Origin of the sequence: Halococcus thailandensis JCM 13552 (assembly GCF_000336715.1) — an archaeon.
Taxonomy (GTDB): Archaea; Halobacteriota; Halobacteria; order Halobacteriales; family Halococcaceae; genus Halococcus; species Halococcus thailandensis.
Genome location: NZ_AOMF01000163.1, coordinates 102,799 through 129,047, shown reverse-complemented (window position 1 = coordinate 129,047; position 26,249 = coordinate 102,799). Strand labels below are relative to the sequence as shown.

Annotated in this window: 28 protein-coding genes; 17 read left to right on the top strand and 11 right to left on the bottom strand. The window is 67.2% G+C overall.

Annotated elements, in window-relative coordinates; translation table 11 throughout:
* Nucleotides 1-86: 86 nt before the first annotated feature.
* Complete coding sequence (locus C451_RS13545; RefSeq protein ID WP_007741428.1) at nucleotides 87-1,181, top strand: hypothetical protein; 1,095 nt, start codon at nucleotides 87-89, stop codon at nucleotides 1,179-1,181.
* A gap of 26 nt (nucleotides 1,182-1,207) precedes the next feature.
* Complete coding sequence (locus tag C451_RS13540) at nucleotides 1,208-1,684, top strand: DUF7109 family protein (protein ID WP_007741426.1); 477 nt, start codon at nucleotides 1,208-1,210, stop codon at nucleotides 1,682-1,684.
* Here C451_RS13540 and C451_RS13535 read toward each other — a convergent pair whose 3' ends face one another.
* Nucleotides 1,685-2,704 (bottom strand): lysylphosphatidylglycerol synthase transmembrane domain-containing protein, encoded by a 1,020-nt coding sequence (locus C451_RS13535; RefSeq protein WP_049913126.1) that lies wholly within the window; start codon nucleotides 2,702-2,704, stop codon nucleotides 1,685-1,687.
* A gap of 147 nt (nucleotides 2,705-2,851) precedes the next feature.
* Here C451_RS13535 and C451_RS13530 point away from each other — a divergent pair, with 147 nt between their 5' ends.
* A complete protein-coding gene (locus tag C451_RS13530; RefSeq protein WP_007741423.1) occupies nucleotides 2,852-3,466 on the top strand; it encodes an NUDIX hydrolase in 615 nt (204 codons plus the stop codon).
* Here C451_RS13530 and C451_RS13525 read toward each other — a convergent pair.
* Nucleotides 3,463-3,957, bottom strand: coding sequence for an Hsp20/alpha crystallin family protein (locus tag C451_RS13525; RefSeq protein ID WP_007741421.1), 495 nt, complete (start codon nucleotides 3,955-3,957; stop codon nucleotides 3,463-3,465). The genes C451_RS13530 and C451_RS13525 overlap by 4 nt on opposite strands.
* Nucleotides 3,954-4,112, bottom strand: coding sequence for a DUF7559 family protein (locus C451_RS22950; RefSeq protein ID WP_007741419.1), 159 nt, complete (start codon nucleotides 4,110-4,112; stop codon nucleotides 3,954-3,956). Before C451_RS22950 ends, C451_RS13525 begins: the two co-directional genes overlap by 4 nt.
* Nucleotides 4,113-4,193: 81 nt before the next feature.
* On the opposite strand from C451_RS22950, the gene C451_RS13520 reads away from it, so the two are divergent.
* From C451_RS13520 to C451_RS13485, 8 genes are all read left to right on the top strand, one after another.
* A complete protein-coding gene (locus tag C451_RS13520; RefSeq protein WP_007741417.1) occupies nucleotides 4,194-5,894 on the top strand; it encodes a radical SAM protein in 1,701 nt (566 codons plus the stop codon).
* A 66-nt stretch (nucleotides 5,895-5,960) separates the two neighbouring features.
* Entirely contained in the window at nucleotides 5,961-7,763 is a 1,803-nt protein-coding gene (locus C451_RS13515; RefSeq protein ID WP_007741415.1) for a flippase-like domain-containing protein, read from the top strand.
* A 50-nt stretch (nucleotides 7,764-7,813) separates the two neighbouring features.
* The gene (locus C451_RS13510; protein ID WP_007741412.1) at nucleotides 7,814-8,563 is read left to right on the top strand and encodes an NRDE family protein; all 750 of its coding nucleotides are present in this window, start codon (nucleotides 7,814-7,816) and stop codon (nucleotides 8,561-8,563) included.
* Between the two features lie 24 nt (nucleotides 8,564-8,587).
* Complete coding sequence (locus tag C451_RS13505; protein WP_007741411.1) at nucleotides 8,588-8,932, top strand: helix-turn-helix transcriptional regulator; 345 nt, start codon at nucleotides 8,588-8,590, stop codon at nucleotides 8,930-8,932.
* 69 nt (nucleotides 8,933-9,001) lie between these two features.
* Nucleotides 9,002-9,385: a hypothetical protein gene (locus C451_RS23835; protein ID WP_007741410.1), complete on the top strand. Its 384-nt coding sequence runs from the start codon at nucleotides 9,002-9,004 to the stop codon at nucleotides 9,383-9,385.
* Nucleotides 9,364-9,888 (top strand): DUF5791 family protein, encoded by a 525-nt coding sequence (locus C451_RS23830; RefSeq protein ID WP_007741409.1) that lies wholly within the window; start codon nucleotides 9,364-9,366, stop codon nucleotides 9,886-9,888. Before C451_RS23835 ends, C451_RS23830 begins: the two co-directional genes overlap by 22 nt.
* Nucleotides 9,885-10,772: an SDR family oxidoreductase gene (locus C451_RS13490; protein ID WP_007741408.1), complete on the top strand. Its 888-nt coding sequence runs from the start codon at nucleotides 9,885-9,887 to the stop codon at nucleotides 10,770-10,772. The genes C451_RS23830 and C451_RS13490 overlap by 4 nt, the downstream gene beginning before the upstream one ends.
* A gap of 48 nt (nucleotides 10,773-10,820) precedes the next feature.
* Nucleotides 10,821-11,621: a helix-turn-helix transcriptional regulator gene (locus C451_RS13485; RefSeq protein WP_007741406.1), complete on the top strand. Its 801-nt coding sequence runs from the start codon at nucleotides 10,821-10,823 to the stop codon at nucleotides 11,619-11,621.
* On the opposite strand, the gene C451_RS13480 is transcribed toward C451_RS13485, so the two are convergent.
* Nucleotides 11,605-11,904 carry a transcriptional regulator gene (locus C451_RS13480; protein WP_007741403.1) on the bottom strand — a complete coding sequence of 100 codons (300 nt, stop codon included), beginning with the start codon at nucleotides 11,902-11,904 and terminating at the stop codon, nucleotides 11,605-11,607. The two genes, C451_RS13485 and C451_RS13480, sit on opposite strands and share 17 nt — an antisense overlap.
* Nucleotides 11,905-12,000: 96 nt before the next feature.
* Between C451_RS13480 and C451_RS13475 the strand changes: the two genes are divergently transcribed.
* Together C451_RS13475 and C451_RS13470 are read left to right on the top strand one after the other, a co-directional pair.
* Nucleotides 12,001-12,390 carry a nascent polypeptide-associated complex protein gene (locus tag C451_RS13475; RefSeq protein ID WP_007741397.1) on the top strand — a complete coding sequence of 130 codons (390 nt, stop codon included), beginning with the start codon at nucleotides 12,001-12,003 and terminating at the stop codon, nucleotides 12,388-12,390.
* Complete coding sequence (locus C451_RS13470) at nucleotides 12,387-13,124, top strand: methyltransferase domain-containing protein (protein ID WP_007741395.1); 738 nt, start codon at nucleotides 12,387-12,389, stop codon at nucleotides 13,122-13,124. Before C451_RS13475 ends, C451_RS13470 begins: the two co-directional genes overlap by 4 nt.
* 58 nt (nucleotides 13,125-13,182) lie before the next feature.
* Here the strand turns inward: C451_RS13470 and C451_RS13465 are convergent, their stop codons facing one another.
* From C451_RS13465 to arcD, 5 genes are all read right to left on the bottom strand, one after another.
* Nucleotides 13,183-14,151, bottom strand: a complete 969-nt coding sequence (locus C451_RS13465; RefSeq protein WP_049913118.1) for a DMT family transporter — start codon at nucleotides 14,149-14,151, stop codon at nucleotides 13,183-13,185.
* Nucleotides 14,152-14,429: 278 nt separating this feature from the next.
* A complete protein-coding gene (locus C451_RS13460) occupies nucleotides 14,430-15,305 on the bottom strand; it encodes a universal stress protein (RefSeq protein ID WP_049913124.1) in 876 nt (291 codons plus the stop codon).
* Between the two features lie 105 nt (nucleotides 15,306-15,410).
* Entirely contained in the window at nucleotides 15,411-16,016 is a 606-nt protein-coding gene (locus C451_RS13455) for a hypothetical protein (RefSeq protein ID WP_007741391.1), read from the bottom strand.
* Between the two features lie 87 nt (nucleotides 16,017-16,103).
* The gene (locus C451_RS13450; RefSeq protein ID WP_007741388.1) at nucleotides 16,104-16,757 is read right to left on the bottom strand and encodes a helix-turn-helix domain-containing protein; all 654 of its coding nucleotides are present in this window, start codon (nucleotides 16,755-16,757) and stop codon (nucleotides 16,104-16,106) included.
* Between the two features lie 44 nt (nucleotides 16,758-16,801).
* Nucleotides 16,802-18,274 (bottom strand): arginine/ornithine antiporter ArcD, encoded by a 1,473-nt coding sequence (gene arcD / locus C451_RS13445; RefSeq protein ID WP_007741386.1) that lies wholly within the window; start codon nucleotides 18,272-18,274, stop codon nucleotides 16,802-16,804.
* A gap of 401 nt (nucleotides 18,275-18,675) precedes the next feature.
* Between arcD and hutU the strand changes: the two genes are divergently transcribed.
* From hutU to hutH, 4 genes are read left to right on the top strand one after another with little or no spacing between them, the layout of a single operon-like run.
* Nucleotides 18,676-20,409: a urocanate hydratase gene (hutU, locus tag C451_RS13440; RefSeq protein WP_007741384.1), complete on the top strand. Its 1,734-nt coding sequence runs from the start codon at nucleotides 18,676-18,678 to the stop codon at nucleotides 20,407-20,409.
* Nucleotides 20,406-21,326: a formimidoylglutamase gene (gene hutG, locus C451_RS13435; RefSeq protein WP_007741382.1), complete on the top strand. Its 921-nt coding sequence runs from the start codon at nucleotides 20,406-20,408 to the stop codon at nucleotides 21,324-21,326. The genes hutU and hutG overlap by 4 nt, the downstream gene beginning before the upstream one ends.
* Nucleotides 21,323-22,555, top strand: a complete 1,233-nt coding sequence (gene hutI, locus C451_RS13430; protein ID WP_007741380.1) for an imidazolonepropionase — start codon at nucleotides 21,323-21,325, stop codon at nucleotides 22,553-22,555. The genes hutG and hutI overlap by 4 nt, the downstream gene beginning before the upstream one ends.
* Entirely contained in the window at nucleotides 22,552-24,132 is a 1,581-nt protein-coding gene (hutH, locus tag C451_RS13425; protein ID WP_007741378.1) for a histidine ammonia-lyase, read from the top strand. Before hutI ends, hutH begins: the two co-directional genes overlap by 4 nt.
* 59 nt (nucleotides 24,133-24,191) lie before the next feature.
* Here the strand turns inward: hutH and C451_RS13420 are convergent, their stop codons facing one another.
* Nucleotides 24,192-24,998, bottom strand: coding sequence for a hypothetical protein (locus C451_RS13420; protein ID WP_007741367.1), 807 nt, complete (start codon nucleotides 24,996-24,998; stop codon nucleotides 24,192-24,194).
* A gap of 77 nt (nucleotides 24,999-25,075) precedes the next feature.
* The gene (locus C451_RS13415) at nucleotides 25,076-25,990 is read right to left on the bottom strand and encodes an acetamidase/formamidase family protein (protein WP_007741366.1); all 915 of its coding nucleotides are present in this window, start codon (nucleotides 25,988-25,990) and stop codon (nucleotides 25,076-25,078) included.
* Nucleotides 25,991-26,249: the final 259 nt, after the last annotated feature.

Sequence of the window (26,249 nt, the reverse complement as noted above, 5' to 3'; positions counted from 1 at the left end):
AGGCCCGACAGCGGACGAACAGGCCCGGTGCGCTCGCCCTGAACGGAACTGCCGAACATCGAGCGCGCGAGCGGCGAGTTCGACTCATGGAGTACGTTCAGGAACGGATCACGACGTTACACGGGGTCGCCGACGAGCCGCCGGCCGCGCCGACGGAGCGCACGGCGGTCGTCGTCCCGATGACCGGTCGCGAATACCGCACCGATGCGGCCGAGCACGTCTTTTCGTCGCTCGCCACGCTCGACGTCGCGACCGTCATCGTCGCCCTGCGCGCCCCGCGCGAGCGCGTCGAGCCGATCGCCGAGTGGCTGTCGGGGTTCGCCCTCGACGCCGAACTGTTCTGGTGTGGCGGTCCGCGCCTCGCCGCACTACTCGACGAGCACGGCCTCGACGGCGAGAGCGGGAAAGGTCGGGACGTCTGGCTCGCACTCGGCCCCGCGAGCGACCACGAGTTCGTCGTCGTCCACGACGCCGACGCGCTCTCGTACTCGCCCGCCGACGTCCGCCGCCTCTGTGCGCCGCTCGCCGACGGGTTCTCGTTCGTGAAAGGATATTACGCCCGCATCGAGCGCGATCAGCTGTTCGGACGGCTGTTCCGCCTCTTCTACGAACCGCTCGTGGCGACCCTCCGCGAGCGCCACGACACGCCGATCCTCGACTACTTCGGCGCGTTCCGCTACGCGCTCGCCGGCGAGATCGGACTCACGGGCGATCTCGCGCGCGAACTCCGCCTCGGCCGGGGCTGGGGGCTCGAGATCGACGGGCTGGCGACCGCCTTCGACGAGGCCGGGTTCGCGGGCACCGCACAGGTCGATCTCGGGGTCGACGTCCACGATCACCGATCGGTGTCGGGAGACGACGGGCTGGCGGCGATGAGCCGCGAGGTCGGGCGCGCGCTGCTCCGCGCTGTCGGAGAACACGGCGTTCGTCCGGAATACGACACCCTGCCGACGCGCTACGAGCGGACGGCGGCACGGTTCGTCCGCCAGTACGCCGCCGACGCCAGCCACAACGCGCTGGAGTACGACGCCGACGACGAGCGCGCGCAGGTCCGTGATTACGCGACAGCCATCGAGCCACCTGCGGACGACGATCGCCTGCCGGCGTGGACCGACACACCGCTCGACCCTAACGAGGTCCGGGCAGCGGTTCGGACCGATCTCGCGGCAGCAAAGGACTAACCCGTGGCCCACGGTAGGACGATCGAATGGAGCTGACCCACGACGAGCTCGCCGGCATCGTCGATCTCTTCGGTGCGCTCTCACCGTCCGAACTCGCCACCGCGGGCGACGAACTCGCGTTCAAGCGCGGTGCGGATCTCGACGACCCGGACGTCGACGCGGCGCTCGCGGCCTACCGACTCGTCGCGTTCGATCCCGATACGATCGTCGAGCGAACCACGGACGACCGGCTACTCGCCCCCGGCCCGACGGCGTTCCCGGCGCTCCCCGACGGAGCCGAGGATCTGCCCCACATCCTCGACGTCGACGCCTGTACGCCCGATCGCGCAGCACTCGGGGCGGTCGTCGAGGAACGGTTTCGTGCGGATGCGGCGCGGGCGGTCGCCGAGGACGATCACGAGCGCATCGCGCGACTGATCGACGTGAGCTACGATCTCGAAACGTGGGCACCGATCGCCCTCGACGGCGTGCGCGACCGGCTCGATGCGGCCGCGGGCGACTGATCAGGCGCGAGCGGTGACGTAGAGCGCGGCCGGGCCACAGACGAGGAGTGCAAACACGTAGCTCGTCGCCCGGTAGAGTATCGCGAGCGCGGCCGCCGCACCGGCACCGACGGGGGTGAGTGCGACCACGAGTGCGACCATCGCCGTCGAGACGCCGCCGAGCCCGCCCGGCGTCGGGACGAAGCCGGCGAGCGAGCTCGCGGGGGCGAGAAAGGCGACCAGCAGCGGATCGACCGGCAGCGAGAGCGCGAGCGCGGCGAAATACAGCGGTGCGGCGAAACAGATCCAGCCAAGATACGAGTAGACGATCCCGACGAGCAGGTCGCGTGGCTCCGCGGCGATGCGCGCGATCTGGCTGTAGAAGGTGTCGATGCGCGTCTCGATCCGTTCCATCGACACACGGTCGGTGCGTGTCGTCACCGGACGGGCGAGCGTTGTGATGATCCGCTCGACGAGATCGCGCCGTCGCCACGCGCCGTAGACGATCGCTGGCACGCCGATGGCGATCGCCGCGAGTCCGATCAGGATCGAACTCGCGCCCGGGGGGATCGTCCCGGTGATCGCGAGCGCTGCGAGCCCGATGCCGGCGAAGGTGAAGAAGGGCAGCAGATGCATCAGGTCGGCCGTCGAGACGCTCGCGAGACTCTCCTCGTAGCTCGCTTCGGTGTCGGCCGAGAGCACGTAGGCGATGAACGGTTCGCCGCCGGCCTGGCCGAACGGCGTCGTGTAGTTCGCGAACGTCGCCGCGAGATAGGTCGGCACGAGCTCCCGATAGGGGATGGTGATCCCGCCGGCGTCGAGGACGACCTGCCAGGTCTTCGTCCACGCGAGCAGGTAGCCACAGGTACAGAGACAGGCGACGGCCACCCAGCGGAGATCGGCACGCGCGAGCGCATCGACGATGTCGTTCCAGCCGACGACGTTGCCGAGGAAATAGAGGAGCACGGCGGCGATGACGAAGCCAACGACTGCCTTCGCTACCGAGCGCCGGTCGAGAATGTCCGCGGAGTCGGTCGCCACGTCAGGCTCCTGCCGGTCGCCGCCGGTCACGCTGCGATCCGATCATGCTGTCGAGGGGACGAGCGGCGGTGGCATAAACGACCCGAAACGATCGTCCCGAGACGAACGGAGCGGACGAATTAAGCCCCGTCGGCGTCTCACGACGATATGCATCTCGCGCGGGTCGCCGAGCACGCCGCCACGGGCGTCACCGACGAGCAGCGCGACGCAGCCGTGCTCGTGCCGGTCATCACGCGCGAGCGCCCGGACGACTACGGCGGCGCACATCTCCTCTTCACCAAGCGCGCCGACCACCTCGGCGAACATCCCGGACAGATGAGCTTTCCCGGTGGCGGGCGCGAGCCGATCGACGACGACCTGACCGCGACAGCGCTGCGCGAGGCCGACGAGGAGATCGGTCTCGACCCCGACACCGCCGAGGTCGTCGGCCGACTCGACGATATCCGTACCATCACGCGCTACGCCGTCCGGCCGTTCGTCGCCCGCGTGCCCGACCGCGAGTACGTCCCCGACGAGCACGAGGTCGCCGAGGTCGTCGTGCTGCCGATCGCGGCGCTCACCGATCCCAACAACTACGATTCCGAACGCCGTGATCACCCCCACTACGGCGATATCCGACTCCACTTCTTCCGCGTCGGCGACTACGTGGTCTGGGGCGCGACCGGCCGCATCCTCGTGCAGTTTCTGGAGCTGACGACCGACTGGCGCGTGCCGGACGATCCCGACCGCGTCGTCGATTCGGATGCCGACTTCCCGGTTTAGAACTCGTCGACGTCGTCCGTCGTCTTCTCGTCAGTCTCCACAGACGTATCTTCGGCTGTCTCGTCGTCAGCCGTCTCGCCCTCGTCGGTTGAGATCCGGATCGGCCCGTCGTCGGGATCCTCGACTTTCGGTAGCTCGACTTCGAGCGTGCCCTCGGTGGTGAGCGACGCGCTCGCGGTGTCGGGATCGACCGTCGCCTCGGCGGGGAGCGTCACACTGCCGTCGAGCGAGAGACCGCGGCCCGGGAACCGCATCTCGAACCCTTCGCGGTGCTCGCGCGTGCGGTCGATGCGGACGTGGACGGAACGTTCGGAGAACCGGACCTGGACGTCGCCGGCGCTCGCGTCGGGCGCGTCGAAGACGACGAGATAGGCGTCGTCGCTTTCGAGCAGGTCGGTCGCCAGCGGGCGGCGCTCCTGGGCGCGGCCCGCGAACCGACCGACGCCATCGAGCACGCGTTTGAGCACCGATTCGCCGACGCTGCTGCTCACAGTTCGACCTCCCGGAGCGAGTCGGTCTCGGTGCAGTACGGACACTCGAAGGCGTCGATGCCCACGTCGTCGGGCATGTCGTAGGTGTAGTGCATCTCGAACATATCGAGCTCGCAGTCGTCGTTCTCACAGACCACTTCGAGGGTTGCGGGCATACCGCCCGTACTGCCGGACGACCTATCAACCCCACGGGTCGTGAGAGTGGGAGTTTTACGCCGCGACGCTCTTGTGACCCCATGACCGATCCAGCCACGCTCGACGTCACCCTGGTCGATGGGTACGTCGACGAACCCGCCCACTTCGGGGTGCCGCCGTACATCTCCACGTATCCACGGTTCACCGCCGGCGCGCTCGTCGATGCGGGCGTTCCCGAAGAGCAGATCACCTACCACACGATCGACGAACTCCGCGACGAGCGGAACAAGTGGCGTGACGTCGCCCAGGCCGACCTGCTGATCTATCTGGGCGGAATGACCGTCCCCGGCAAGTACGTCGGCGGCACGCCCGCCGAACCCGACGAGGTTCGCGAACTCGCGTGGGTCGCCGAGGGGACGAGCCTGATGGGCGGCCCGGTGCGCTTCGGCGTCGGCGAGGAGAACGCCGGCGGGCAGGAAACCGAGCGCAAGGACCTCGATTTCGAGTTCGTCGCCAAGGGTGACGTCGAAGCCGCCGCCCACGATCTCGTGAGCAATGGGTTGGAGGGGTTCGGGAATCGCGTCCGCGACGTCGACGAGGTCACGCGCTGGGCGCGCCAGGGCGCGTTCGTCGTCTCCCAGCATCCGAACCATCCCGACTACCTCATCTGCGAGCTCGAAACCTCCCGGGGCTGTGCCTACCGCTGTTCGTTCTGTACCGAACCCCTGTACGGAAACCCCGACTTCCGCCCACCCGACTCGATCGTCGACGAGGTCGCCGCGCTCGCCGACCGCGGCGTCAAACACTTCCGACTCGGCCGGCAGGCCGACCTGCTCGCCTACGGTGGTGACGGTGAAGCGCCCAACCCCGACGCGCTCCGGCAGCTCTACGGTGGTATCCGAGACGTCGCGCCCGACCTCGAAACGCTCCACCTCGACAACATCAACCCGATCACCATCGTGCGCTGGCCCGAGAAATCGCGGGCGGGACTGCGGATCATCGCCGAGCACAACACGCCCGGCGACACGGCGGCCTTCGGACTCGAAAGCGCCGATCCCGTCGTCCAGGAACAGAACGATCTCAACGTGACGGCCGACGAGTGCTTCCGCGCCGTCGAGATCGTCAACGAGGAGGCCGGCTGGCGACCAGAGGGCGGTGGGAACGCTAACCGCTTGCCGAAACTGCTGCCCGGTATCAACCTCCTCCACGGGCTACAGGGTGAGCGCGAAAAAACGTTCGAGTTCAACAAGGAATTTCTCCATCGAGTGTACGATGCCGGTCTCATGCTCCGCCGGGTGAACATCCGACAAGTGATGGCTTTCGACGGGACCGAGATGAGTTCGACTGGGGCGCAGATCGCCGACAATCACAAGAAACTGTTCAAGCAGTACAAAGCCGAGGTCCGCGAAGAGATCGACAACCCGATGCTCCAGCGCGTCGCGCCCGCCGGCACGCTCCTGCCGGACGTCCATCTCGAATACCATCAGGATGGCAAAACCTTCGGCCGACAGCTCGGCACCTACCCACTGCTGGTGGCGATTCCGGGCGAGCACGATCTCGGAAATGTCACCGACGTCGCCGTCACCGACCACGGTTATCGCTCGGTCTCGGGCGTGCCGGCACCGCTCGATCTCAATCGTGCCTCGATGGACGAACTTGCGGCGTTGCCCGGGTTCGGCGACCAGCGCGCGGGCACGCTCGTCGTGAACCGGCCGTACGAATCGCCCGCCGAGGCCAGCGACGCGCTCGGCGTCGAACTCCCTGGTTTCGCCACTGCTCGAACACCGGAAGGAGCCGACTGAGGGCGAGCGAACGGAGGCCGTGTAGAACCCGGAAATGATTTGTCGATGGCTGGCGCATTCGGAGCAATGAGTTCGGTCGCCGTGAGCGTCGTCCTGCCGGCCTACGACGAGCAGCGCACGCTCGCCGCGACCGTCGAAACCACGCTCGACACGCTCGGATCGTTCCTCCCCGACGACTCGTTCGAGGTACTGGTCGCCGAGGACGGCTGTACCGACGACACGCCCGAAATCGCCGCCCGGCTCGCCCGCGAGGACGACCGCATACGCCACGTCCACAGCGACGAACGGCTGGGCCGGGGTGGCGCGCTCACTCGTGCCTTCCGTGCGGCGCGCGGCGATACGCTCGCGTACTTCGACACCGATCTCGCGACGGACATGAGCCATCTCGAAGAACTCGTCACGAGTGTGCGCTCGGGCGAGTACGACGTCGCCACCGGCTCGCGCCTGCTCGCGGCGAGCGACGCCGACCGGCCGGCGAACCGCGACGTGCCGAGCCGCGTCTACAACGGGCTCGTCCGGCTGTTCCTGCGCTCGTCTGTCCACGACCACCAGTGTGGGTTCAAGGCCTTCGACCGCGCGGTGCTCGACGATCTCCTCACCGATGTCGAGGACGACCACTGGTTCTGGGACACCGAGCTACTCGTGCGCGCCCAGCGCGCCGGCTACCGCGTCCGGGAGTTCCCCGTCGACTGGACGCCGAAAGGCGATACGAAGGTCGATTTCGTCCGCGACGTGCTCGGTATGGGCAGCGGGGTGCTGCGGACGTGGTGGCAGCTCGCCGTCGCGCCACGGATCACCCGGCGCGTGACGCTCGTCGCCGGCACACTGCTCACGCTGCTCGCCGTCGCGCTGATGCCGCAGTACATCGACGTCTCGCGGATGCTTGCCGAGATCGAAACGGCAGATCCGGCGCTCGTCGTCGCTGCGGCGCTCGTCTATGTTCTCTCGTGGCCACTCCGCGGGGGACGCTATCGCGATATCCTCGAAGAGCTCGGCTACACCGAAGGACTCGGCTTCCTCACTGGCGCGGTGTTCATCTCTCAAACGGGGAATTTGGTCTTCCCGGCGAGGGCCGGCGACGCCGTCAGGGCCTACGTCGTCAAGACGCGCCGACGCGTGCCATACCCAACAGGATTCGCCTCGTTGGCCGTTGAGCGCGTCTTCGACCTGCTCACGATCACGCTGCTCGCCGGCGTCGTCCTCGTCGGCCTCGCCGCGACGGGGATCACCAGTCTCTCGGGGCTCGGTGCGACCGTCGCCGGCGGGAATCAAAGTGGGCGCGTCGCCCTCCTCGTGGCCAGCGGCGTCGGAGTGGCCGCCATCGCCCTCGTCGGTGCCATCGTCGCCAGCGCGCGCTCGGATCGCAATCTCGTCCGTCGGGGGATGGAGAAGGTGAGCTCGGACGCCTACGCCGACCGCGTGGCGGGCGTCATCGAGCGGTTCGTCGGCGACGTCCAGGCCGTGGCGGGCGACCGCGGCGCGTTCGCCCGCATCGGCGCGAGCAGCGTCGTGATCTGGACGCTCGACGTCGTCACTGCACTGCTCGTGTTCGCCGCCTTCGACGTCGCGCTGCCGCTCACGACGCTCGTCGCCGTCGGCTTCTTCGCCGTCAGCGTCGGCAACCTCGCCAAAGTGCTCCCGCTCTCGCCGGGCGGGCTCGGCCTCTACGAGGGTGCGTTCAGCCTGCTCGTCGTCGGACTGACACCGGTCGCCACGCCGATCGCCCTCGGCGCGGCCATCGTCGACCACGCGGTGAAGAACGTCGTCACCGTCGTCGGTGGACTCGCCTCGATGCTCGTGCTCAACGTCTCGCTCACGACCGCCGTCGAGGAGAGTCGAGACGTGGAGGCGACGCCGACCGACGACTGATCGTCGTACTGACCGGACCTGTTTAGGCGCGCCGACCCTTCTCTCGAACCATGTGCACCCTCGTACTCGCGTGGCAGGTCTTCGCCGACCGGCCGGTGGCGGTGGCGGCCAACCGCGACGAGGCCGTCGATCGCGAGTCGAACCCGCCCGGATTGCTCTCTGACGAGCCTGCAGTCCTCGCCCCGAGCGACGCCGAGGCGGGCGGAACGTGGATCGGCTACAACGAACACGGACTGTTCGTCGCGGTGACGAACCGCTGGACCGATCGGGAGCTCGCGGGCGAGCGCTCGCGCGGGCTGCTCGTCAGGGACGCGCTCGAACGCGACTCGGCGGAGGCGGCGGCGCGCCACGTCGAGAACGCGGTCGAGGGCGACGAGTACGAGGGGTTCAACGTCGTGGTGGCCGACGCCCAGGCCGCAATCTTGCTCGAGTGGGACGGCCGGTTGCAGATCCGGAACCTCGATCCCGGCGTCCACGTCGTGATGAACACCGGCGCGATCGGCGACGTCGACGTGCCCGACTCCTGGCCCGAGCGTGGCGAGCGACAGGCCGAGAACGGCCGCCAGGTGCGCGCGGCGCTGCAGCCCGAGCCTGGCGAGGAGAGCGCGGCGTGGATCGATCGGGCGGCCGACGTCCTCGGCGATCACGACTACGGGGTCTGCGTCCATCACGAAGAGTTCGGCTTCGGCACGCGCTCGTCGTCGCTCGTCAGTATCGACGAGGACGGTGATGGCGAGTACGCGTTCGCCGACGGGCCACCCTGTCGAACCGCGTTCGAGCCGGTCGAACGCCGGATTTAACCCGGCCGGCGGTGTGGATAGTCTATGAGCACGACGGCCGAGGTGGAGCTCTCGGAGGACGAGCGTGCCGGTCTCGAACTCGTTCGCTCGACGGGCGGTATCCACCAAAGCGACTTCTGGAAGGAGCTCGACGTCGACTCGCGCACGGGCAGTCGCATCGCCGAGCGCCTCGAAGAGCACGGGCTCGTCGAGCGCGAGGACACCGTCTACGAGGGGCACAACACCTACTACATCGCCCCGGCGGCGCGCGATCTCGACTTCTCCCTGCTGATGGCCGGCAACAACCTCTCGCCGCTGGTCGGCGAGGAGGACGTCGAAGCCGACAGTGACGCCTTCTCGCAGTGGATCATGCAGTTGGCCTACGAATAATCAGCGGAACTCCCGGCTGCTTGCACCGAGCACGAAGGTTCAAACCCGAAGCCGCGACCAGCGGGCGGCGTGGGGCCGTCGCATCGCACGACCGTCGAGCCGGCGAACCGGGTGGACGCACGCTGTGACTGCGAGCCATCCGTCGAGGGCAGTCGTCTTTCGATCGACGCGAGCGACTGCGCCGGGGATGGCCGGATCGCGACGGCTCCGGCCTGTCGGGCGACCGCCATCGCGGCGCTCGACGACTCTATCGCCGAAATCGAAACCCACGACGAGAGCTGCGAGCGCCGTCACGACGAGGGGACGGTCGGCGTGTTGCTCGCCGCGGCCCGCTTCGCCGCCCTCGTCGCCGATCACGATGGGGCGCTGGCGCGGCGAGCACATCGGAACCGCTCGGGGCGGCCCGCGCGGCGCTCGCTCGCGGTGGACGAGTGGGCGAACTCGCCGCCGTGACCGGCCTGGCCGAGGCGCTCGCTCGGGGATACGGCGTCACGGACGAACTCAATCCACTTACGTTGGGGACGGCTACCGGAGCCATGTTCCACGACGTCGAGAATGCGGGCGAACTCACGCCCGACGAACTGCGCGCGCGGTACGACGAACTCCTCCGTGCGGTCGTCGAGAGCCACGGCAGCGACACGGTCCGCGAGGAGACGGGCGTCGAAGGCGTCGGGGCGCTCACGAACGGCGAGTCGCCGTCGCTCACACTCGACGAGGCCGCGGCCGTACTCGCGCTCGATCCCGAGGAACCCGACGCCGACGCCATCGCTATGGAGGCGCGCGATCATCTCCTGATGGGGATGACCACCGCAGTTCTCGACGTCGAGGCGCTCGAATCGGGCATCGACGGCGCGCTCGACGCGCGCGAGATCCAGCAGAAGATCGAGGGACGGCTCGCGATGGAGCTCGACGAGTTCGCGCTGCTCCACGGCCACATCGAGGAACGAAAGCCATGAGCGTCGCCATCCTCGGCTGTGGCTACGTCGGCCTCGCGCTCGGTCGCAGCCTCGCACCCGATCGCCGGGTCGTCGGCGTGCGCCGATCGGCCGACGGACGGGCGGCGATCGAACGCGCCGGCTTCGAGGCCGTCGAGGCCGATGTCACCAGTCAGGAGGATCTCGCGGCCGTTCCGGACGTCGATACGGTGGTGTTTGCCGCGAGCTCCGGCGGTCGCGGAGCCGACGCCGCCCGCGAGATCTACGTCGATGGGCTTCGAACCGCCATCGAGACGTTCGGCGCGCGCGAAGCGCCACCCGACCGCCTCGTCTACACCTCCTCGACGGGCGTCTACGGCGATCACGACGGCGACTGGGTCGACGAGGAGACGCCCATCGAACCGACGACCGAGAAGACCGAAGTGCTCGCCGAGGCCGAGCGAATCGCCCTGGAAGAAACGGCGGCGCACGGTATCGACGGCACCGTGGTGCGCTTCGCGGGCCTCTACGGCCCGGATCGCTACCGGCTCGATCACTATCTCGATGGACCCGTGACGGAAGGCTATCTCAACATGATCCATCGCGCCGACGCCGCCGGCGCGATCCGCTTCCTGCTCGAAAGCGACGTGGCACGTGGCGAGACGGTGCTCGCCGTCGACGACGAACCGGTCGCAAAGTGGGCCTTCGCCGACTGGTTGGCAGACGAGTGTGACGTGCCTCGCCCGGAGAAACGGACGACCGCCGAGCGCCTCGCCGACGAGGGGCTCTCGGCACCGGCACGGCGGCGCATCGAGACGTCGAAACGCTGCTCGAACGACAAGCTCCGAGAACTCGGCTACGAGTTTTCCCATCCGACCTATCGCTCGGGCTACCGGGCGGCGATCGAGGAGTATCGTCGCGGTTGACAGTATCCAGCGGAAGGTTCTTTCGTCTGTACGGGAATCCTCAAGCGAATGGCGTCTTGGGAACACGTCGCGTTTCTCGCCGGCTCGGAAAACCGCGTCCAGATCCTCGAAACGCTCCACGACCGACCGCGTCGCCAGTGCGAACTGGTCTCCGAGTGTGGGCTGTCGCGCTCGACGGTCCATCGGGCGCTCGACGGGCTCGCCGACCGCGAGTGGATCCACAACGAGGGCGGTGTCTACCGGCTCACGGTCGGTGGGCGGCTCGTGCTCGACCAGTACGAACTTCTCGAAGCGACGATCGAACGCGTCGACGAGTGGGGATCGTTTCTCCAACATCTCGGTGAAGCGGCCACGACGCTGCCGGCGGCGGCGCTCGACGACGCGCAGCTGGTGTCGAACGCGCCGGAGAACCCCCATGCGGTCATCGGCCACGTCGCCGACGCGTTCGCCACGAGCGACGTCGACACGTTTCGCGGCATCTCGCCGGTCGTCAGCCCCGTACTCAACGACGGTGCGCGTGAACTCGCCACGTCCGGAACGGAGATGGAGTATCTCATCGACGAATCGGTGTTCGATGCGTCACAGTCGTCCTACCCGGAGGCGCTCGCGGCCGCACATTCGATCGAGCACTTCACGCTCTATCTTTATCCCGACGAGTTGACGTTCGGGCTCGCGGTGCTCGACGACCGTGTGCTGATTTCGACCTACGACGAGCACGGCTCGCTCCACGAATGTCTCGACGGGACCGACGAGGCGCTCGTGCGGTGGGCGAACGACGTCTACGAGGACCATCGGGCGGCGGCCGAGCCCGTCGACGCGCCCGAGGTCGAGGCTACCCCTCGACAGTGAATCGCGGCTCCTCGATCGCCTCGCTCTTGCACTCGGGACAGCGCGAGGGGCGGTTGATCCGGTCGTCGAACTCGTCGAACCCGCAGTCACGACACTCCGGCGGCGCGACCAGCAGCTCCTCGTCCGTCCCGTCGATCGACTGAGCGACGTGCTCGACGTGATCGAGCGCGGTCGCGGTCGTGATCGAGAACTCGGTCGCGAGAGTGCTCGCGGCGGCCGGCTGTTCGCGGAGATGATCGGCGATGCGCTGGCGCGTCGTCGCGTCGGCGTCCGCTCGGCGCATGGGTTCTCTGGGAGGCGGTCGCGCAAAACCGTTTGCCTCCGCGGCCGTGTCGAAGCGGGTCGGAAGCCACAAGGCGCTGGCTGTCCATCCGCAGGTATGTTCGGAGGAGGCGGCGGTCTGAACCCGCGCAAGATGCAACAGATGATGAAACAGATGGGCATCGACATCGAGGAGATCGATGCCGAGGAGATCGTCATCCGCACCGGCGACGAGGAGCTCGTCTTCGACGACGCCGAGGTCCAGCGGATGGACGCCCAGGGACAGGCGACCTACACCATCACGGGCGAGCCCGAGACGCGCTCGGCCGACGACGAGGCGATTCCGCTCGGCGAGGGTGACGACGATGCCGAGAGCGGTACGGATCGCATCCCCGACTCGGACGTCGATATCGTCGCCCAGCGGACGGATGCGAGCCCCGAGGAGGCACGCGAGGCGCTCGACGCCGAGGATGGCGACCTCGCGGCGGCGGTCTCGCGACTGGAGTGACGGCCGTTCTGCTCGTCGGCGAGGGCCGCGAGTATCTCCGCGAGCCGGGCGCGAAGTTGGAGACGGATCTCGGCGTGCTCGACGTACCGACGGACGCGAGTAGTGGCGACGTGCTCGAAACCCATCTCGGTACCGAGTTCGAGGTCCGCGAACTTCGCGGTCCGGATCTCTTCAACCACTTCGAGCGCACCGGCGCACCGATGTTGCCCCGAGATATCGGGCTCGTGATGGGCCACACCGGCGTCGCGGCCGGCGATCAGGTACTCGACGCTGGCACGGGAACGGGCGTGCTCGCCGCCGCGCTCGGCCGTGTGGGCGCGTCGGTCCTGACGTACGAACAGGACTCCGAGTTCGCCGCCATCGCCCGCGAGAACATGACCCTCGCCGGCGTCGAAGCGGGGACGACCGGCGGTAGCGTCGACGTCCGTGCCGGTGACGTACTCGACGAACTCGACGACCTCGATCGTCGCTTCGACCTGCTCACGCTCGACACCGCGGACGCGCCGGCGGTCGTCGAACACGCGCCCGATCTGCTCGTTCCGGGAGGATTCGTCGCGATCTACTCGCCGTTCGTCGAGAGCATGCGCGAGACGGTCGAAACGCTCGACGCGGTGGGGATGGACGCCGACACGTACGAGACGATCCAGCGCGAGATGGACGTCGACGAGCGCGGGACGCGCCCCTCGACGGCCGGCGTCGGACACACCGGCTATCTGATTTTCGCACGGAAATAAGGTCGTCAGCTATCGCTGTCGATCGTCGTCGACCGTCTATTGGAGGGTTACTGGACGGTCAGTCGGAGGCGGGCGACGACCGCCGGACGAAGAGGTTGAGCAGCGAGCGTCGCTGGATACAGACGAACCCGGCGATGATGGCGGCGAAGCCGAGCGCGGTCAGCGTGTCGATGAGCTGACCGAGGACGAGCCACGAGAGCACCGTCGCGGCTGCGGGTTCGAGATAGCCGATGAGGTTGACCTGTGCCGGACCGAGGCGGTCGAGCAGCGTGAAGTAGATGAGGAAGGCTCCGGCACCCGAGACGAGACCGAGATATATCAGCGAGATCCCTGCCGTCGGCGTCCACCGGATGGCGGCGAGCGATTCGCCGCGCAGGCCGCCCGTGAGCATGAGCAGCGCCGCCCCGATCAGCATCGCCCAGGCCTGAACCGTCCGCATCGGCAGCGTCGTCTCGATCGTGCGCGTCAGCACGCCGCCGAGCGCGAACGAGGCCGCCGCGAAGAAGACCAGCACGATGCCGGTCATGTCGCCGGCCAGCAGCGCACCTGGATCGAGCGCCGCGATCCGCTCGGCGAGCGGCAGGCTACTCCCCTCGGCGATGCCAGGCTGGGCGACCAGCAACACGCCGAAGAGGCCGAATGCGAACCCGAGCCCGTCGAGCGCCGAGAGATGGGCATCGAGGATGGCGACGGCGAACAGCGCCGTCAGCACCGGACCGAGGCTGACGACGATGGCTGCGACGGCACCGCTGAGATACTGCTGGCCGAGGTAGAGAAACGAGTGGTGGCCGCCGATGAGAAAGGCTCCCGCGACGCCCGCGAGCGTCCATTCACGACGACCCCGTGGTCGCCAGCGCGGCGTCGTCAGCCACGCGTAGGCCAGGATCACTACGCCGGCGATGAGGAATCGCAAGCCGGCGAACTCGAGCGGCGGGAAGTACGGCAGCCCGAGGTCGATCGCGACGAACGAACTCCCCCAGAGCGTGCCGAGCGTGACGAACGCGATCGCCAGTTGCCGTGTGCTCATCGACACCGCCGGCCGGTCGGGCACGCGTCGAGCCGCGGTCGGAGAGCCGGACTACCTCCTATCGAATCGAGTGCAATCATCTCGTCGACAACTGAACCGTCACACCATTATATTGCTATTGGTTCGATCGTTCGCAGTCAATCAGGACAATCCTCGTGTGTCAGTGCAAAACAAACGCACTCATCTGTCGTCGGCCATCACCGTGCGGTCGGCCCACCACTGGCGTATCACCGACGAACCGGTGGCGTATCGGACGCGTGATCTCGACGGTCGGGTAATCAAACGTCTCGCGTCGTGAGAACGGGGACGTCGCTGGTTCTGACGACGCGCTCGGTGACGCTGCCGACGAGATAGCGTTCGATTCCCGTCCGGCCGTGTGTCCCCATCGTGACGAGATCGATCCCCGCCGCGTCGACGTAGTCGGTGATGGCCCGGTAGGGCGTTCCCTGAACGACCTCGGTGACGACGTCGATCCCGCGCTCTTCGGCCGCGTCGGCGACGGTCGCGACGGCGCGCTCGCAGTCGTCCGACCAGGCGTCGATGACCGTCGAGATGCCGGGGCCGACGTCGTAGGAGCCCGCCAGCGAATTCAGATCGACGACCGACAGCGCGTGGACGGTGCCGTCGTAGCGGTCGGCGATCGCCAGCCCGTGCTCAACGGCGGCGGTCGCGGCGTCGCTGCCGTCGGTCGGGATCAGCACGTCACCGTAGCCGGCATCGGTGGCCGGTTCCCGTCGCGTCGTGAAGACGGGAACGTCGCTCGTCCGGCCGACGCGTTCGGTGACGCTGCCGATGAGCACGCGCTGGAGACCCGTGCGCCCGTGGGTGCCCATCGCGACGAGATCGGCGTCACGGTCGGCGATGTCGAGGATCGTCTCGTGGACCGTGCCGTGTTCGATCGTCGTCTCGTAGGCAACGTCCGTCTCGGCCGCGAGCGCTTCGAGCGTTTCGAGCGCGTCGGCCGCCTCCTCGTCGAGCACCGTCCGCCGCTCGGCGATCGAATCGAGGCCGACGAGTCCGTCCTCGTTCGCGGCGTTGACGACGCTCAGAAACTGGAGTCGGCTGTCGAAAGCGTCCGCGAGCGCCAGCGCGTGCTGTGCGGCCGCGTGCGCCCCGGTGCTGCCGTCGGTCGGAACGAGGATGGTGTCGTACATGATCGTCGTCGGACGTTCGACGGCGAGTGACAAAAAACGGTGGCCGGCAGCGTCGGCGAAATTCGACTGCCACGTCGGCAGGGTCGGCGATCCGCAATGGTCGCCTCAGCCCTCGACGAACCGCTCGGGGACGTACTCGGTCATCGTGGTGGGGACGAACTCGACCAGATGTTCGGTCACTGCGGGCACTCGTCGGCGAACGAGCGCGTAGCCGACCGAGAGACAGACCGTCGCCCCGATCAGCCAGCGCAGCGGCGCACCGGCGACGAGCAGCGGCGGGATGGCCAGCAGCGCGCCGAGCAGCGCGTCCTCGGGCGCACCGTCGTAGCGCACCCAGCGCCGCGGTCGACGCCAGCGGCCCACGAAGTGGTCGTACACTGCCCGTTCGGAGGTCGCACGCCACGGCCGGAGTTCGAGCCCGCCGCCGAAGACGTCCATCGTCGAGTGGAGCGCCGCCGCGAGGAGGAAGCAGGTGAGGGCGACGGTCGCCGGCCCGGTCGAAACGACGGCGAGCGCGCCGGCGGCGAGCGCGAACGGCCAGTAGTAGACCGGGAAGTGGAGCGTCTTGCGGTGGCCGGCGTAGAGATCGAGGTCGGGGAACAGGCCGCCGACGAACGCCGCCGCGAGCGCCACGGCTGCCTGTTCGGGGGCACCGAGCGCGACGAGCGAGGCGACGGCAACGCCGGCCAGCGCGTGTGTCGTTGCCATCATCGTACCGTCTCGTAGGTGACCGGCGGCCAAAACGATACCGACCCGCGCGGGACTGTGATCTTCGAAATCCGGACTGGTACGGGCGTCTCAGACACCGACGTACTGCATCAGCGCCGCCATGAGTTTGTTCTCCGCCCGTCGGAGATGTTCCTCGGCGGTGCGCCGTTCGACCCCGACTTCGTCGGCGATCTCGCTGGTCGTCGTTTCGCGCGGGATCTCGTAGTAACCCTTGCTGTGGGCGGTCGTGAGCGTCTCGCGCTGGCGGGGCGAGAGATCTGGCAACACGCCGTCGAGGCTGAGCAACGGCGCGTCGTGGGCGACCGTCTCGATCTCGCGTTTCCGTTCGACCGAGACCGAGAAACCGTCGCCGACGAGATCGCGATAACAGCCCGTCAGATTGGCCGGATCGAGCGCGAGCACGCGACAGGATTTCGCGCCGTCGGCGTAGCGCAGCGGCGGCAGGAGCAGGCAGTCGTGACGCGCGAGATACGTCTCGATCGAACTCCGCTCGTGGCGTTTCAGACAGTCGTCGGTGACGAGCACCGACTCGTTCGGCCGCTGGAGACTGTCCTTGATCCCGACCCGCTCGCGGACGTGCGCGCGTATCCCGTCGACGGCTTCGTTCGTGACGTAGAGCAGATCACAGTGGTCGTTACACCACAGCTCGACCGTCGCATCCGTTCCCGCGGTCGCGGCGGCGTAGGCCCCGTCGCCCTCGATGCGGAAGGTCGCCTCGTACATACGCCGCACAACGGCTGCGCCGCCCTAAACCTGCCTCATGGGGATCAGTCCTCGCCGGGGGCGGCGGGGACCGAGCCCTCGCTTTTCGGTGTGGTGTCACCCGTCTCTCCCTCTTTGTACGCGATCTGCCAGCCGGTGAGCCCCATGACGATCAGGACGAGCGGCGAGAGGAAGCCGAAGAAGTAGTACGGCGCGTACGACAGCGTCGAGACGCCGAGTGTGCCGGCCATGAACAGCCCGCCGCTGTTCCAGGGGATGAGCGCCGCGGAGGTCGTCCCGCTGGCCTCGACGGCGCGCGAGAGGTTCTTACTTTTCAAACCGTGTTCGTTGTAGAGATTGCGAAGAGTCATCCCAGGGACGACGATGCTGATGTACTGCTCGGCGGCGAGCATGTTCATCGCCACGGCCGAGATCGCCGTCACGCCGGTGAGACTCGCCACGCCGCGGCTCAGCCGGCCGAGATGGTGGGCGAGCACGGCGAGCATGCCCGTCCGTTCGAGAATGCCGCCGAGCGAGAGCGCGGCGAGCGCGATCGTCACGATCCACGCACCGCCGAGCAGCCCGCCGCTTTCGAGCAGTCCGTCGACGAGTTTCATTCCCGTTTCGGGAGCCGTCCCGGATTGTGCGGCCGTCCACGCGGCGGTGAACCCGGTCCCCTGGACGGCCATCGAGGTGAACGCACCCGCGAAGACGCCCGTGCCGAGCGTCGGGAGTGCCGGGATGCCGTAGATGGCGAGCCCGAAGGTGACGAGGATCGGGACGAACACGAGCGGCGTCACGGCGTAGGAGCCCGCGATGGCGCTCTGGATCGCGCCGATACGCCCGGCCGGGATCGCCCCGGAGGCGCTCAGCCCGAGCACGACGTAGAGCACGACCGAGAGGCCGAACGCCACCAGCGTGCCCGCGCGCATCGCGTTGATGTGTTCGTAGAGATCGGTGTTCGTCACCGCGGCCGCGAGGTTCGTCGTGTCGGAGAGCGGCGACTGTTTGTCGCCAGTGTAGGCCCCCGAGAGGATCGCGCCGGCGGTCATCGGTGCGGGGATGCCGAGCCCCGAGCCGATGCCGATGAAGGCAACGCCGAGCGTGCCCGCAGTCGTCCACGACGAGCCGACCGCGAACGAGACGATCGCGGCGAGGATGGCGGTGAGCGGGAGGAAGATCTCGGGTGTGAGTAGTTCGAGCCCGTAGTACATCAGGCCGGGAATCGTCCCGGCCTGGATCCACGTCGAGACGAGCGCGTAGACGACGAACATGATGAGCACGACCCGCATCCCCATCAGGATGCTGTCGGTGATGCCGTCGTAGAGCGCGTCCCACGAGAAGCCGAGATGGTATCGGACGAACAGCCCGGTGAAGGCGATCCCCCAGAACAGGGGGAACTGCGGGTCGAGGTCGAAGACGACGATGCCGACGCTGAGAAAGACGATCATCGCCACGACGGGGACGAGCGACGCGGCGAGCGACGGCCGTTCGTCGGGATCGATCTCCGCGAACAGACGTGGTTCGAACGCTACCATTCGTGTCGACCATCCGTGATGGTCTCACTAAATGACTTCTCACTTCGCCCGCTCCGTCGCCAGCCGGCAGAGTCGCTCCCGTCGGACTGGAAGACGACTCTCGCAGCCGATTGTCTATCTGCGACCATCGAAATCCGTGATCGTGAGATCGGGGACCGTGCCGGTTCGTGATCGTCTATCCTGGGTGTTGTTCGCATGACTTCCCGTTCTCCCAGCGCGAACAAGGAAGGAATACTGCCGAACGGAGTGGTGTTTTTGTGTCCGTACTCACACCGACCGCTCGCACCATCGATTCGATCGTTCCGCGAACGACCGTAACAACCCCCGCTCCAGATCGGCTTAAAAATCAACCACCGCTTGGAGGCCAAACCGTCTCGTGACTCGTTCGCATAGTTTGGCCGATGAGCGAACAAGAACCCGCACCGGACGGGACCGGCATCGGCGAGCCGTCGGCGCAGTGGCGCGAGTACCAGGGCGCGCCCACTGGCACCGAGATCGAGTGCGAGGGCTGGCGGCAGGAGGCGGCCCTCCGAATGCTCAACAACAACCTCGATCCCGAGGTGGCCGAAAAGCCCGAGGATCTAGTCGTCTACGGCGGGACCGGCAGAGCAGCCCGGAGCTGGGACGCCTACGACGCGATCCTCGACGAGCTGCGCGAGCTCGGTGATGAAGAAACGCTACTCGTCCAGTCGGGTAAACCCGTCGGGAGATTTCCGACCCACGAGCGCGCGCCCCGCGTGCTGATCGCGAACTCGAATCTCGTCGGCAAGTGGGACGACTGGGAACAGTTCCACGAACTCGAAGCCGAGGGGAAGATCATGTACGGCCAGATGACCGCCGGTTCGTGGGCGTATATCGGCACCCAAGGAATTCTGCAGGGAACCTACGAGACCCTCGCAGAACTCGGTCGCCAGGAGTACGACAGTGACCTCGAAGGGAAGATCGTCGCCACCGGCGGACTCGGTGGAATGAGCGGTGCACAGCCGCTCGCGGTCACGATGAATAGAGGAGTGTGTATCGCCGCCGAGGTCGACGCCCATCGGATCGAGCGCCGCCTGGAGACCGATTATCTGATGGAGTGCGCCGAAAATCTCGACGAAGCGCTCGACGAGGCTGAAGCGGCGGCCGACGCTGGCGAACCCTACAGCGTCGCCGTCGAGATGAACGTCGCGGACATGCTCGAGGCGATGGCCGAGCGCGATTTCGTTCCCGACGTCGTAACCGATCAGACCAGCGCTCACGACGAACTCGAAGGCTACTACCCGAGCGGCTACACGGTCGACGAGGCTGACGAGCTTCGAGAGAAGAACCCCGAGCGCTATGTCGAGGAGAGCCTCGATACGATGGAGCGCCACGTCGATGCCATCCTCGACCTCCAGGATCGCGGCGCGACCGCCTTCGAGTACGGCAACAACCTCCGCGGGCAGGTCGAGGACCATCGCGGGCGTGAAGATGCGTTCGACTTCCCCGGGTTCGTTCCCGCCTATATCCGCCCGATGTTCTGCCGCGGTCGCGGCCCGTTCCGCTGGGCGGCGCTGTCGGGCGATCCCGCCGACATCCATCGCACCGACGAGGCAGTCACCGAACTGTTCCCCGAAAACGACTCGCTCACCCGCTGGATCGAACTCGCCCAAGAGCAGGTTTCCTTCCAAGGGCTCCCATCGCGGGTCTGCTGGCTCGGCTACGAGACAGACGACGGAATCACCGAGCGCGCACGCTTCGCGCTGCGGATCAACGAACTGGTCGCCGAGGGCGAGATCAGCGCACCGATCGTCGTCACGCGCGATCACCTCGACGCGGGGAGCGTCGCCAGCCCGCACCGTGAGACTGAAGCAATGAAAGACGGCACCGACGCGGTCGCCGACTGGCCGATCCTCAACGCGCTGCTGAACTGTGCGGCGGGTGCGGACATCGTGAGCGTCCACGACGGCGGTGGCGTCGGCATCGGCAACGCGCTGCATACGAACAACCACGTCGTGCTCGACGGCTCCGACCTCGCCGCCGAGAAAGCCCGCCGCGTGTTCACGACCGATCCCGGTATGGGCGTGATCCGCCACGCCGACGCGGGCTACGAGGATGCTATCGACGAAGCAAACCAGTCAGACGTGCCCGTGCCGATGCGGGATCGGCGATGAGTCTACGCGAACCGCCGGCCTGGGACGGCCCCTCCAGCGACCCGAACGACGAGCAGTTCGGCGATATCGTCGAACCGGCGACCCTCGATGATGCGAGTGAATTTGACGCTATCCTGGTCGGCGAGCCGTACGACGGTGCGGTGATCGGCCGGCGTGGCGCACGCGAGGGGCCCGGAGCGCTCCGTGAGGCACTCGCCGGAGTCAAAACCCACCGCTTCGACGCGGGACCCGTCCAATCGATCGGCGATCTCGGCGATGTCGAGGTTCCGGATGGCGACGTCGAGACGGTACAGGAATCGATCCGCGAGACGACTCACGATATCCACGCGAGCGACGCGCTGCCGGTCTTTCTCGGCGGCGACAACTCGCTCACATATCCGAACGCCGCGCCGCTGCTCGCCGAATCACTCGGCGTCGTCAACTTCGACGCCCACCTCGACTGTCGGGAAGTACGTGGCGAACCGACGAGTGGAACGCCCTATCGACAGCTCTACGAGACGGGACTCGACGCCTACGCCTGCGTCGGCGCGTGCCACTTCGAGACGTCGACGGCGTATGCCGAGTACGTGGGCGAACAGGGCGGTGAGATCGTCACGAGTGAGGCCGTCGGCGACGATCCCGAGAGCGCTGTCGAGCGCGCGCTCGACGCGATGGCTGGGGTCGAGACAATCTACGTCAGCGTTGACCTCGACGTACTCGATGCGGCAGCCGCACCGGGCGTGAGCGCGCCTACGCCCGGCGGCATCACGACGCGCGAACTGTTCCGCATGCTCAGAGCAACTGCGGGCGACGACCGCGTGGCGGGTTTCGAGATCGTCGAGTGTGCGCCGCCGCTCGATTCACGAGAACTGACCGCGGCCGCTGGCGCGCGGGCGATCGCTCATCTTCTGAGTGGCTACAACAGAGATTCACCATGACTGAACTCACGACAGTAATTCACGACGCGAGCGAAATCGTCGTCGGACCGGGAACGAACGCACCGCTCGAACGGTACGAGAACGCCGCCATCGCCGTCACGGACGGCCACGTGGCTGCAGTCGGCCCGACCGATGAGATCACCGACGAGTATCCCGCGGCGAACGCCACGCACGCGATCGACGCCAGTGGGCAGACCGTGATTCCGGGATTCGTCGATTCCCACACGCATGGCTTGTTCGCTGGCGATCGTTCGGACGAGTTCGCGGCGAAACTCGGCGGTGAGCAGTATCAGGACATTCTCGCCGAGGGTGGCGGCATTCTCCGCACCGTGAGTGCCGTCCGCGAGGCGAGTGATGAACAGCTTCTCTCGAATTTGCGTGGTCACCTCGACACGATGTGCGCCCACGGCACCACGACCGTCGAGGTCAAATCCGGCTACGGGCTCGACACCGAGACCGAGCTGCGGATGCTCGACGTGATTCAGCAAGCCGACGAGCAGCATCCGATCGACATCGTGCCGACGTTCATGGGTGCGCACGCCGTGCCCGAGGACGAGGATGCCGAGTCGTACACCGATCGAGTGATCGACGACCAGCTCCCCGCGGTCGCCGACCAGGGGATCGCCGAGTTCTGCGACGTCTTCTGCGAGGAGGACGTCTTCTCGGTCGCACAGTCCAGACGGGTGCTCGAAGCGGGCATGGAACACGAACTCACGCCAAAGGTCCACGCTGAGGAGTTCGTCCGTTTGGGTGGCGCGCAGCTCGCGGCCGAGCTGGGTGCGACGAGTGCCGATCATCTCCTCCACGCGAACGCCGAGGACCGCGCGGCGCTCGCCGAGGCCGGCGTCACGCCGGTGCTCCTTCCCGGAACCGCGTTCTCGCTCGGCGCGGACTACGCGGATGCACGGGCGTTTCTCGACGAGGGCGGGTCGGTTGCCGTGGCGACCGACTTCAACCCGAACTGTCACTCACAGAGCATGGGCTTCGCGATCGCGCTCGCCTGCGTCGGGATGGAGATGACGCCCGCCGAGGCGCTCGTCGCCGGCACGCACGGTGGTGCACGCGCGCTCGATCGTGCGGGCGAGGCGGGAACGCTCCGCGAAGGGATGCCCGCCGACGTGGCGATCGTCGACGCGCCCTCGCACGTCCACGTCCCCTACAACTTCGGCGTGAACACCGTCGAAACGATGCTCAAAGGTGGCGAACCCGTCTCTGGAGGGCAGCGATGAGCGATCATGGATCGGTCGTGCTCGACGGTGAATCGCTCACGCCCAAGGAGGTGGCCGCGGTCGCCCGCCACGATCGCCCGGTGGCCATCGCCGATTCCGCGCGCGAGGCCGTCCGGGAATCCAGGGCGCGCGTCGAGGACGTACTCGACAGCAACGAGACGGTTTACGGGCTGAACACCGGGTTCGGCCAGCTCGTGACCGAACACATCCCCGAGAGCGATCGCGAGCAACTCCAGACCAACCTGATTCGGAGCCACGCCTCGGGCGTGGGCCGCGAGCTCGAACGCGAGGAGGTGCGCGCGATGCTGCTCACACGGATCAACGCGCTCGTGAAGGGCTACTCGGGCATCCGCGAGGTCGTCGTCGACCATCTCCTGACGATGCTCAATCGTGGAATCCATCCGTTCGTCAAATCTCAGGGCAGCCTCGGCGCGAGCGGTGATCTCGCGCCGTTGGCCCACCAGGCGCTCGTGTTGCTCGGCGAGGGAACTGCCGAGGTGGACGGCGAGCGACTCGACGGCGAGGCAGCGCTCGCACAGGCCGGTCTCGAACCGCTCTCGCTCAGGGCGAAGGAGGGGTTGGCGCTCATCAACGGCACGCAGCTCACGGTGGGGCTGGGTGCGCTCTGTGTCGTCGATGCCGAGCGCGCGCTCAGGGGTGCGGACGTCGCCGGCGCGCTCACGACCGAGGTCTCGATGGGGACGACTGCGGCCTGCGACCCAGCGATCCAGGACGTGCGCCCGCACGCAGGCCAGGCCGCGAGCGCGCACAACGTGCGAACGCTCACGGCGGGATCCGAGATCGTCGAGTCACATCGCAACTGCGATCGCGTCCAGGACGCCTACTCGATCCGCTGTCTTCCGCAGGTCCACGGCGCGGCGCGCGATGCGATCTCACACCTGCGCGAGGCGGTCGAGATCGAACTGAACAGCGCGACCGACAACCCGCTCGTCTTCCCCGGCAGCGCCGTCGACGACCGCGCGAGCGGTACCGAGTCGGTGGGCGTACTTTCAGGCGGCAACTTCCACGGCGCGCCGCTCGCGCTCCGACTGGATTACGCCACGAACGCGCTCACCGACCTCGCCGCCATCGCCGAGCGTCGTGTCGACCGGTTGCTCAACCCCAATCTTCAGGAAGAGCATCTCCCACCGTTCCTCACGCCCGAGAGCGGTGTCGGATCTGGCTACATGATCGCCCAGTACAGCGCCGCCGCGCTCGTCAACGAGAACCGGTCGCTGGGATCGCCCTCGACGGACAACACGCCCGTGAGCGGCGGTCAGGAGGACCACGTGAGCATGAGTACCCAGAGCGTGATCAACGCCCGTACCGCCGTCGAGAACGCGCTGACGGTGGTGGGGATCGAACTGCTCTGTGGCGCGCAGGCGATGGAGTTCGTCGACGACGGGCTCGATCCCGGCAGCGCCACCGGTGCGGCCTACGACGCGCTCCGCGAACACGTCCCGCCGCTCGACGCGGATCGACCGCTCCACGGCGATATCGAGATCGCGACGGAACTGGTCGCCACCGGTCGGCTCGACGAAATCGTCGAGCGCGCATGTGACGAGCCGATCGCGTAGCGCACGCACACTCGGATTTTCGAACTGCATTCGGCCGATGAGGGCGATTGTGGCGGCGTTCAGTCGTTGTACCGAGCGACCAGCGCCAGGATCGCGAACACGACGAGCAACAGCGTGCCGGCGATGGTGAACAGACTGATCGATCCGAGCCAGTCGAGTATCCCCCCGCTCTCGCCCTGTGGCTGTGTGGTCGCGTTCGCCGTCTCGGACGTGGTCGGCGATGGCGTCGGCGTTGCGGATGGCGTCGCCGTGGTCGTCGAGGGTGTGTCCAGCGTCGGTGTCGCCGTCGACGTTGCTGTCGGTGTCGCGGTGGCTGTGGGCGTCGCCGTCGGCGTCGCGGTAGCCGTCGGTGTAGATGTCGGCGTCCGCGTTGGCGTCGCCGTCGGCGAGGCAGTTGTCGGCGGTGCGGACTGTGGGAACGACGCGGGATCGACCGGCGTACCGTTGACGGAGACCTCCGCGGGCCCGCCGGAGACGTTCAGCGCGGTGATCCGACCGCGAAACGTGAAGTTGTCGACACCGTTGAGCGCCGTCGAGCCGGACGCCGTCGCGCCATCGACCGAATCGGGCCGATCCGCGCCCGTGAGATCGGCTCCCGGTCCCGGCTCGATGCTGCCGCTGACCGAGATCGTATAGAAGACGCGCTCCTCACCCGTGCTTTGGATAGTCACGGTGTTCGGCGTCGACTGCTGGAGCTGTTGCTGTGTGAGTGCGTCGGCAGCCGCTGCTGGACCGCCGTCGGCTACTGCTGGGCCGCTGCTGGCCGCCGCGAGACCAGCGCCGAGGAGACACAGAGCGACGACGCTGACGCAACCGACCCGCCACCACGATTGACCATCCCGCCGTTCGGCTTGCTGCTCTTGCATGGCGATGTTCAGTGCTTGCGTCGACCGTCGCGCGTGGCGTTCATCACCCTAGCGATTCGTGATCGGGAGCACGGACGCTACGCAGCGCCGAACGGATCGTCGAGATACTCCTTCGGAACGGCGTTTCGCACCGTGACGAGCGGATCGACGACCTGGCTGATCTCCAGTCCACCGACGAGACTGGAGAACAGATACGCTTCGGTCGTCTCCCAGTCGTGCGCGGCTTCGAGCAACGCCATCAGATCGCGATTGGCGAGCGTCGCGGCGACCTCCATCGTTTCGGCGCTCGCGATCGTCTTCCACGCCGTGTCGGTTTCGACCAGCGGTCGGTCGAGCGAGACGGTCGGATCGGACACCACGTCGAGGGTGACGTCGATCTCGGTCCCGATCTCGACGCCGGTGCCGCACATCTCCCCGTCGGCCATCGCGGCCTTCGCATCACCCATCGCGAGCATCGCGCCGTCCTGGAAGACCGGAAAGTACGCCGTCGTGCCGGCGGTCATATCCGTCGTATCGAGATTGCCGCCGTGATCGTGCGGGACGAGCGTCGAGTAGGAATCGGTGGCCGGCGCGACCCCGATCGTTCCGATGACCGGCTGGATCGGGACGGAGACGTCCCCGAACTCGACGGTATCCCCATCGATGGGTGTCATGCGCGTGAACGGATGTTCGATGTCGGCCGCGTCCTGCTGGAGGCCGAATGCCGGTGCGGTGACGACGCGGCCACGGTCCTCGGTGACGCGGATCTCCTCGATGTCGACCCGGAGGACGTCGCCCGGCGTGGCCCCCGCCACGGCGATGGGGCCGGTCGCGGCGTTGACCTCGTCCGGGATCGACTGCAATCGGTCGGTATCCTTTTGGATCGCCCCTTCCAGGCTGTCGATCGTCTCGACGGTCAGCGACTCGCCGTCCGCAGCGGTGTCGGCCGGTTCGAGCTCCGGCGTGAACTCGTAGATGCGGTCATCCGTGTACGATACGGTCGTTCGTGACATTACAAAATGGTTCGAGAGGGACGAGCAAAAAACCACCTGCCAGTACGTCGATTACGTCGGTCGATCCGCATGGGAGCAGCGATATCGAGGAGTGATTGCGGAGATCATTTTTCACATAGTCAGTGATTGATCGGGGGAGTATGGTCGAGCTGCTCGCCGAGAACGTCGCATCGTGGCCATCATTGTAAACGCGACGGAGATCGCTGCGAGCATACGACCGATCGAGGATTAATAATAATCGTATATAAATATGCAGTGA

Bases quoted from the DNA above. Each gene is read 5' to 3' on its own strand.
- hutU (WP_007741384.1), top strand. From the start codon at position 18,676: ATGAGCGAACAAGAACCCGCACCGGACGGGACCGGCATCGGCGAGCCG.
- C451_RS13515 (WP_007741415.1), top strand. From the start codon at position 5,961: ATGAGTTCGGTCGCCGTGAGCGTCGTCCTGCCGGCCTACGACGAGCAG.
- C451_RS13420 (WP_007741367.1), bottom strand. From the start codon at position 24,998: ATGCAAGAGCAGCAAGCCGAACGGCGGGATGGTCAATCGTGGTGGCGG.
- C451_RS13545 (WP_007741428.1), top strand. From the start codon at position 87: ATGGAGTACGTTCAGGAACGGATCACGACGTTACACGGGGTCGCCGAC.
- C451_RS13485 (WP_007741406.1), top strand. From the start codon at position 10,821: ATGGCGTCTTGGGAACACGTCGCGTTTCTCGCCGGCTCGGAAAACCGC.
- C451_RS13490 (WP_007741408.1), top strand. From the start codon at position 9,885: ATGAGCGTCGCCATCCTCGGCTGTGGCTACGTCGGCCTCGCGCTCGGT.
- C451_RS13520 (WP_007741417.1), top strand. From the start codon at position 4,194: ATGACCGATCCAGCCACGCTCGACGTCACCCTGGTCGATGGGTACGTC.
- C451_RS13455 (WP_007741391.1), bottom strand. From the start codon at position 16,016: ATGATGGCAACGACACACGCGCTGGCCGGCGTTGCCGTCGCCTCGCTC.
- hutH (WP_007741378.1), top strand. From the start codon at position 22,552: ATGAGCGATCATGGATCGGTCGTGCTCGACGGTGAATCGCTCACGCCC.
- C451_RS13480 (WP_007741403.1), bottom strand. From the start codon at position 11,904: ATGCGCCGAGCGGACGCCGACGCGACGACGCGCCAGCGCATCGCCGAT.
- C451_RS22950 (WP_007741419.1), bottom strand. From the start codon at position 4,112: ATGCCCGCAACCCTCGAAGTGGTCTGTGAGAACGACGACTGCGAGCTC.
- C451_RS13465 (WP_049913118.1), bottom strand. From the start codon at position 14,151: ATGAGCACACGGCAACTGGCGATCGCGTTCGTCACGCTCGGCACGCTC.
- arcD (WP_007741386.1), bottom strand. From the start codon at position 18,274: ATGGTAGCGTTCGAACCACGTCTGTTCGCGGAGATCGATCCCGACGAA.
- C451_RS13415 (WP_007741366.1), bottom strand. From the start codon at position 25,990: ATGTCACGAACGACCGTATCGTACACGGATGACCGCATCTACGAGTTC.
- C451_RS13530 (WP_007741423.1), top strand. From the start codon at position 2,852: ATGCATCTCGCGCGGGTCGCCGAGCACGCCGCCACGGGCGTCACCGAC.
- hutI (WP_007741380.1), top strand. From the start codon at position 21,323: ATGACTGAACTCACGACAGTAATTCACGACGCGAGCGAAATCGTCGTC.
- C451_RS13450 (WP_007741388.1), bottom strand. From the start codon at position 16,757: ATGTACGAGGCGACCTTCCGCATCGAGGGCGACGGGGCCTACGCCGCC.
- C451_RS13510 (WP_007741412.1), top strand. From the start codon at position 7,814: ATGTGCACCCTCGTACTCGCGTGGCAGGTCTTCGCCGACCGGCCGGTG.
- C451_RS13540 (WP_007741426.1), top strand. From the start codon at position 1,208: ATGGAGCTGACCCACGACGAGCTCGCCGGCATCGTCGATCTCTTCGGT.
- C451_RS13475 (WP_007741397.1), top strand. From the start codon at position 12,001: ATGTTCGGAGGAGGCGGCGGTCTGAACCCGCGCAAGATGCAACAGATG.
- C451_RS13505 (WP_007741411.1), top strand. From the start codon at position 8,588: ATGAGCACGACGGCCGAGGTGGAGCTCTCGGAGGACGAGCGTGCCGGT.
- hutG (WP_007741382.1), top strand. From the start codon at position 20,406: ATGAGTCTACGCGAACCGCCGGCCTGGGACGGCCCCTCCAGCGACCCG.
- C451_RS13460 (WP_049913124.1), bottom strand. From the start codon at position 15,305: ATGTACGACACCATCCTCGTTCCGACCGACGGCAGCACCGGGGCGCAC.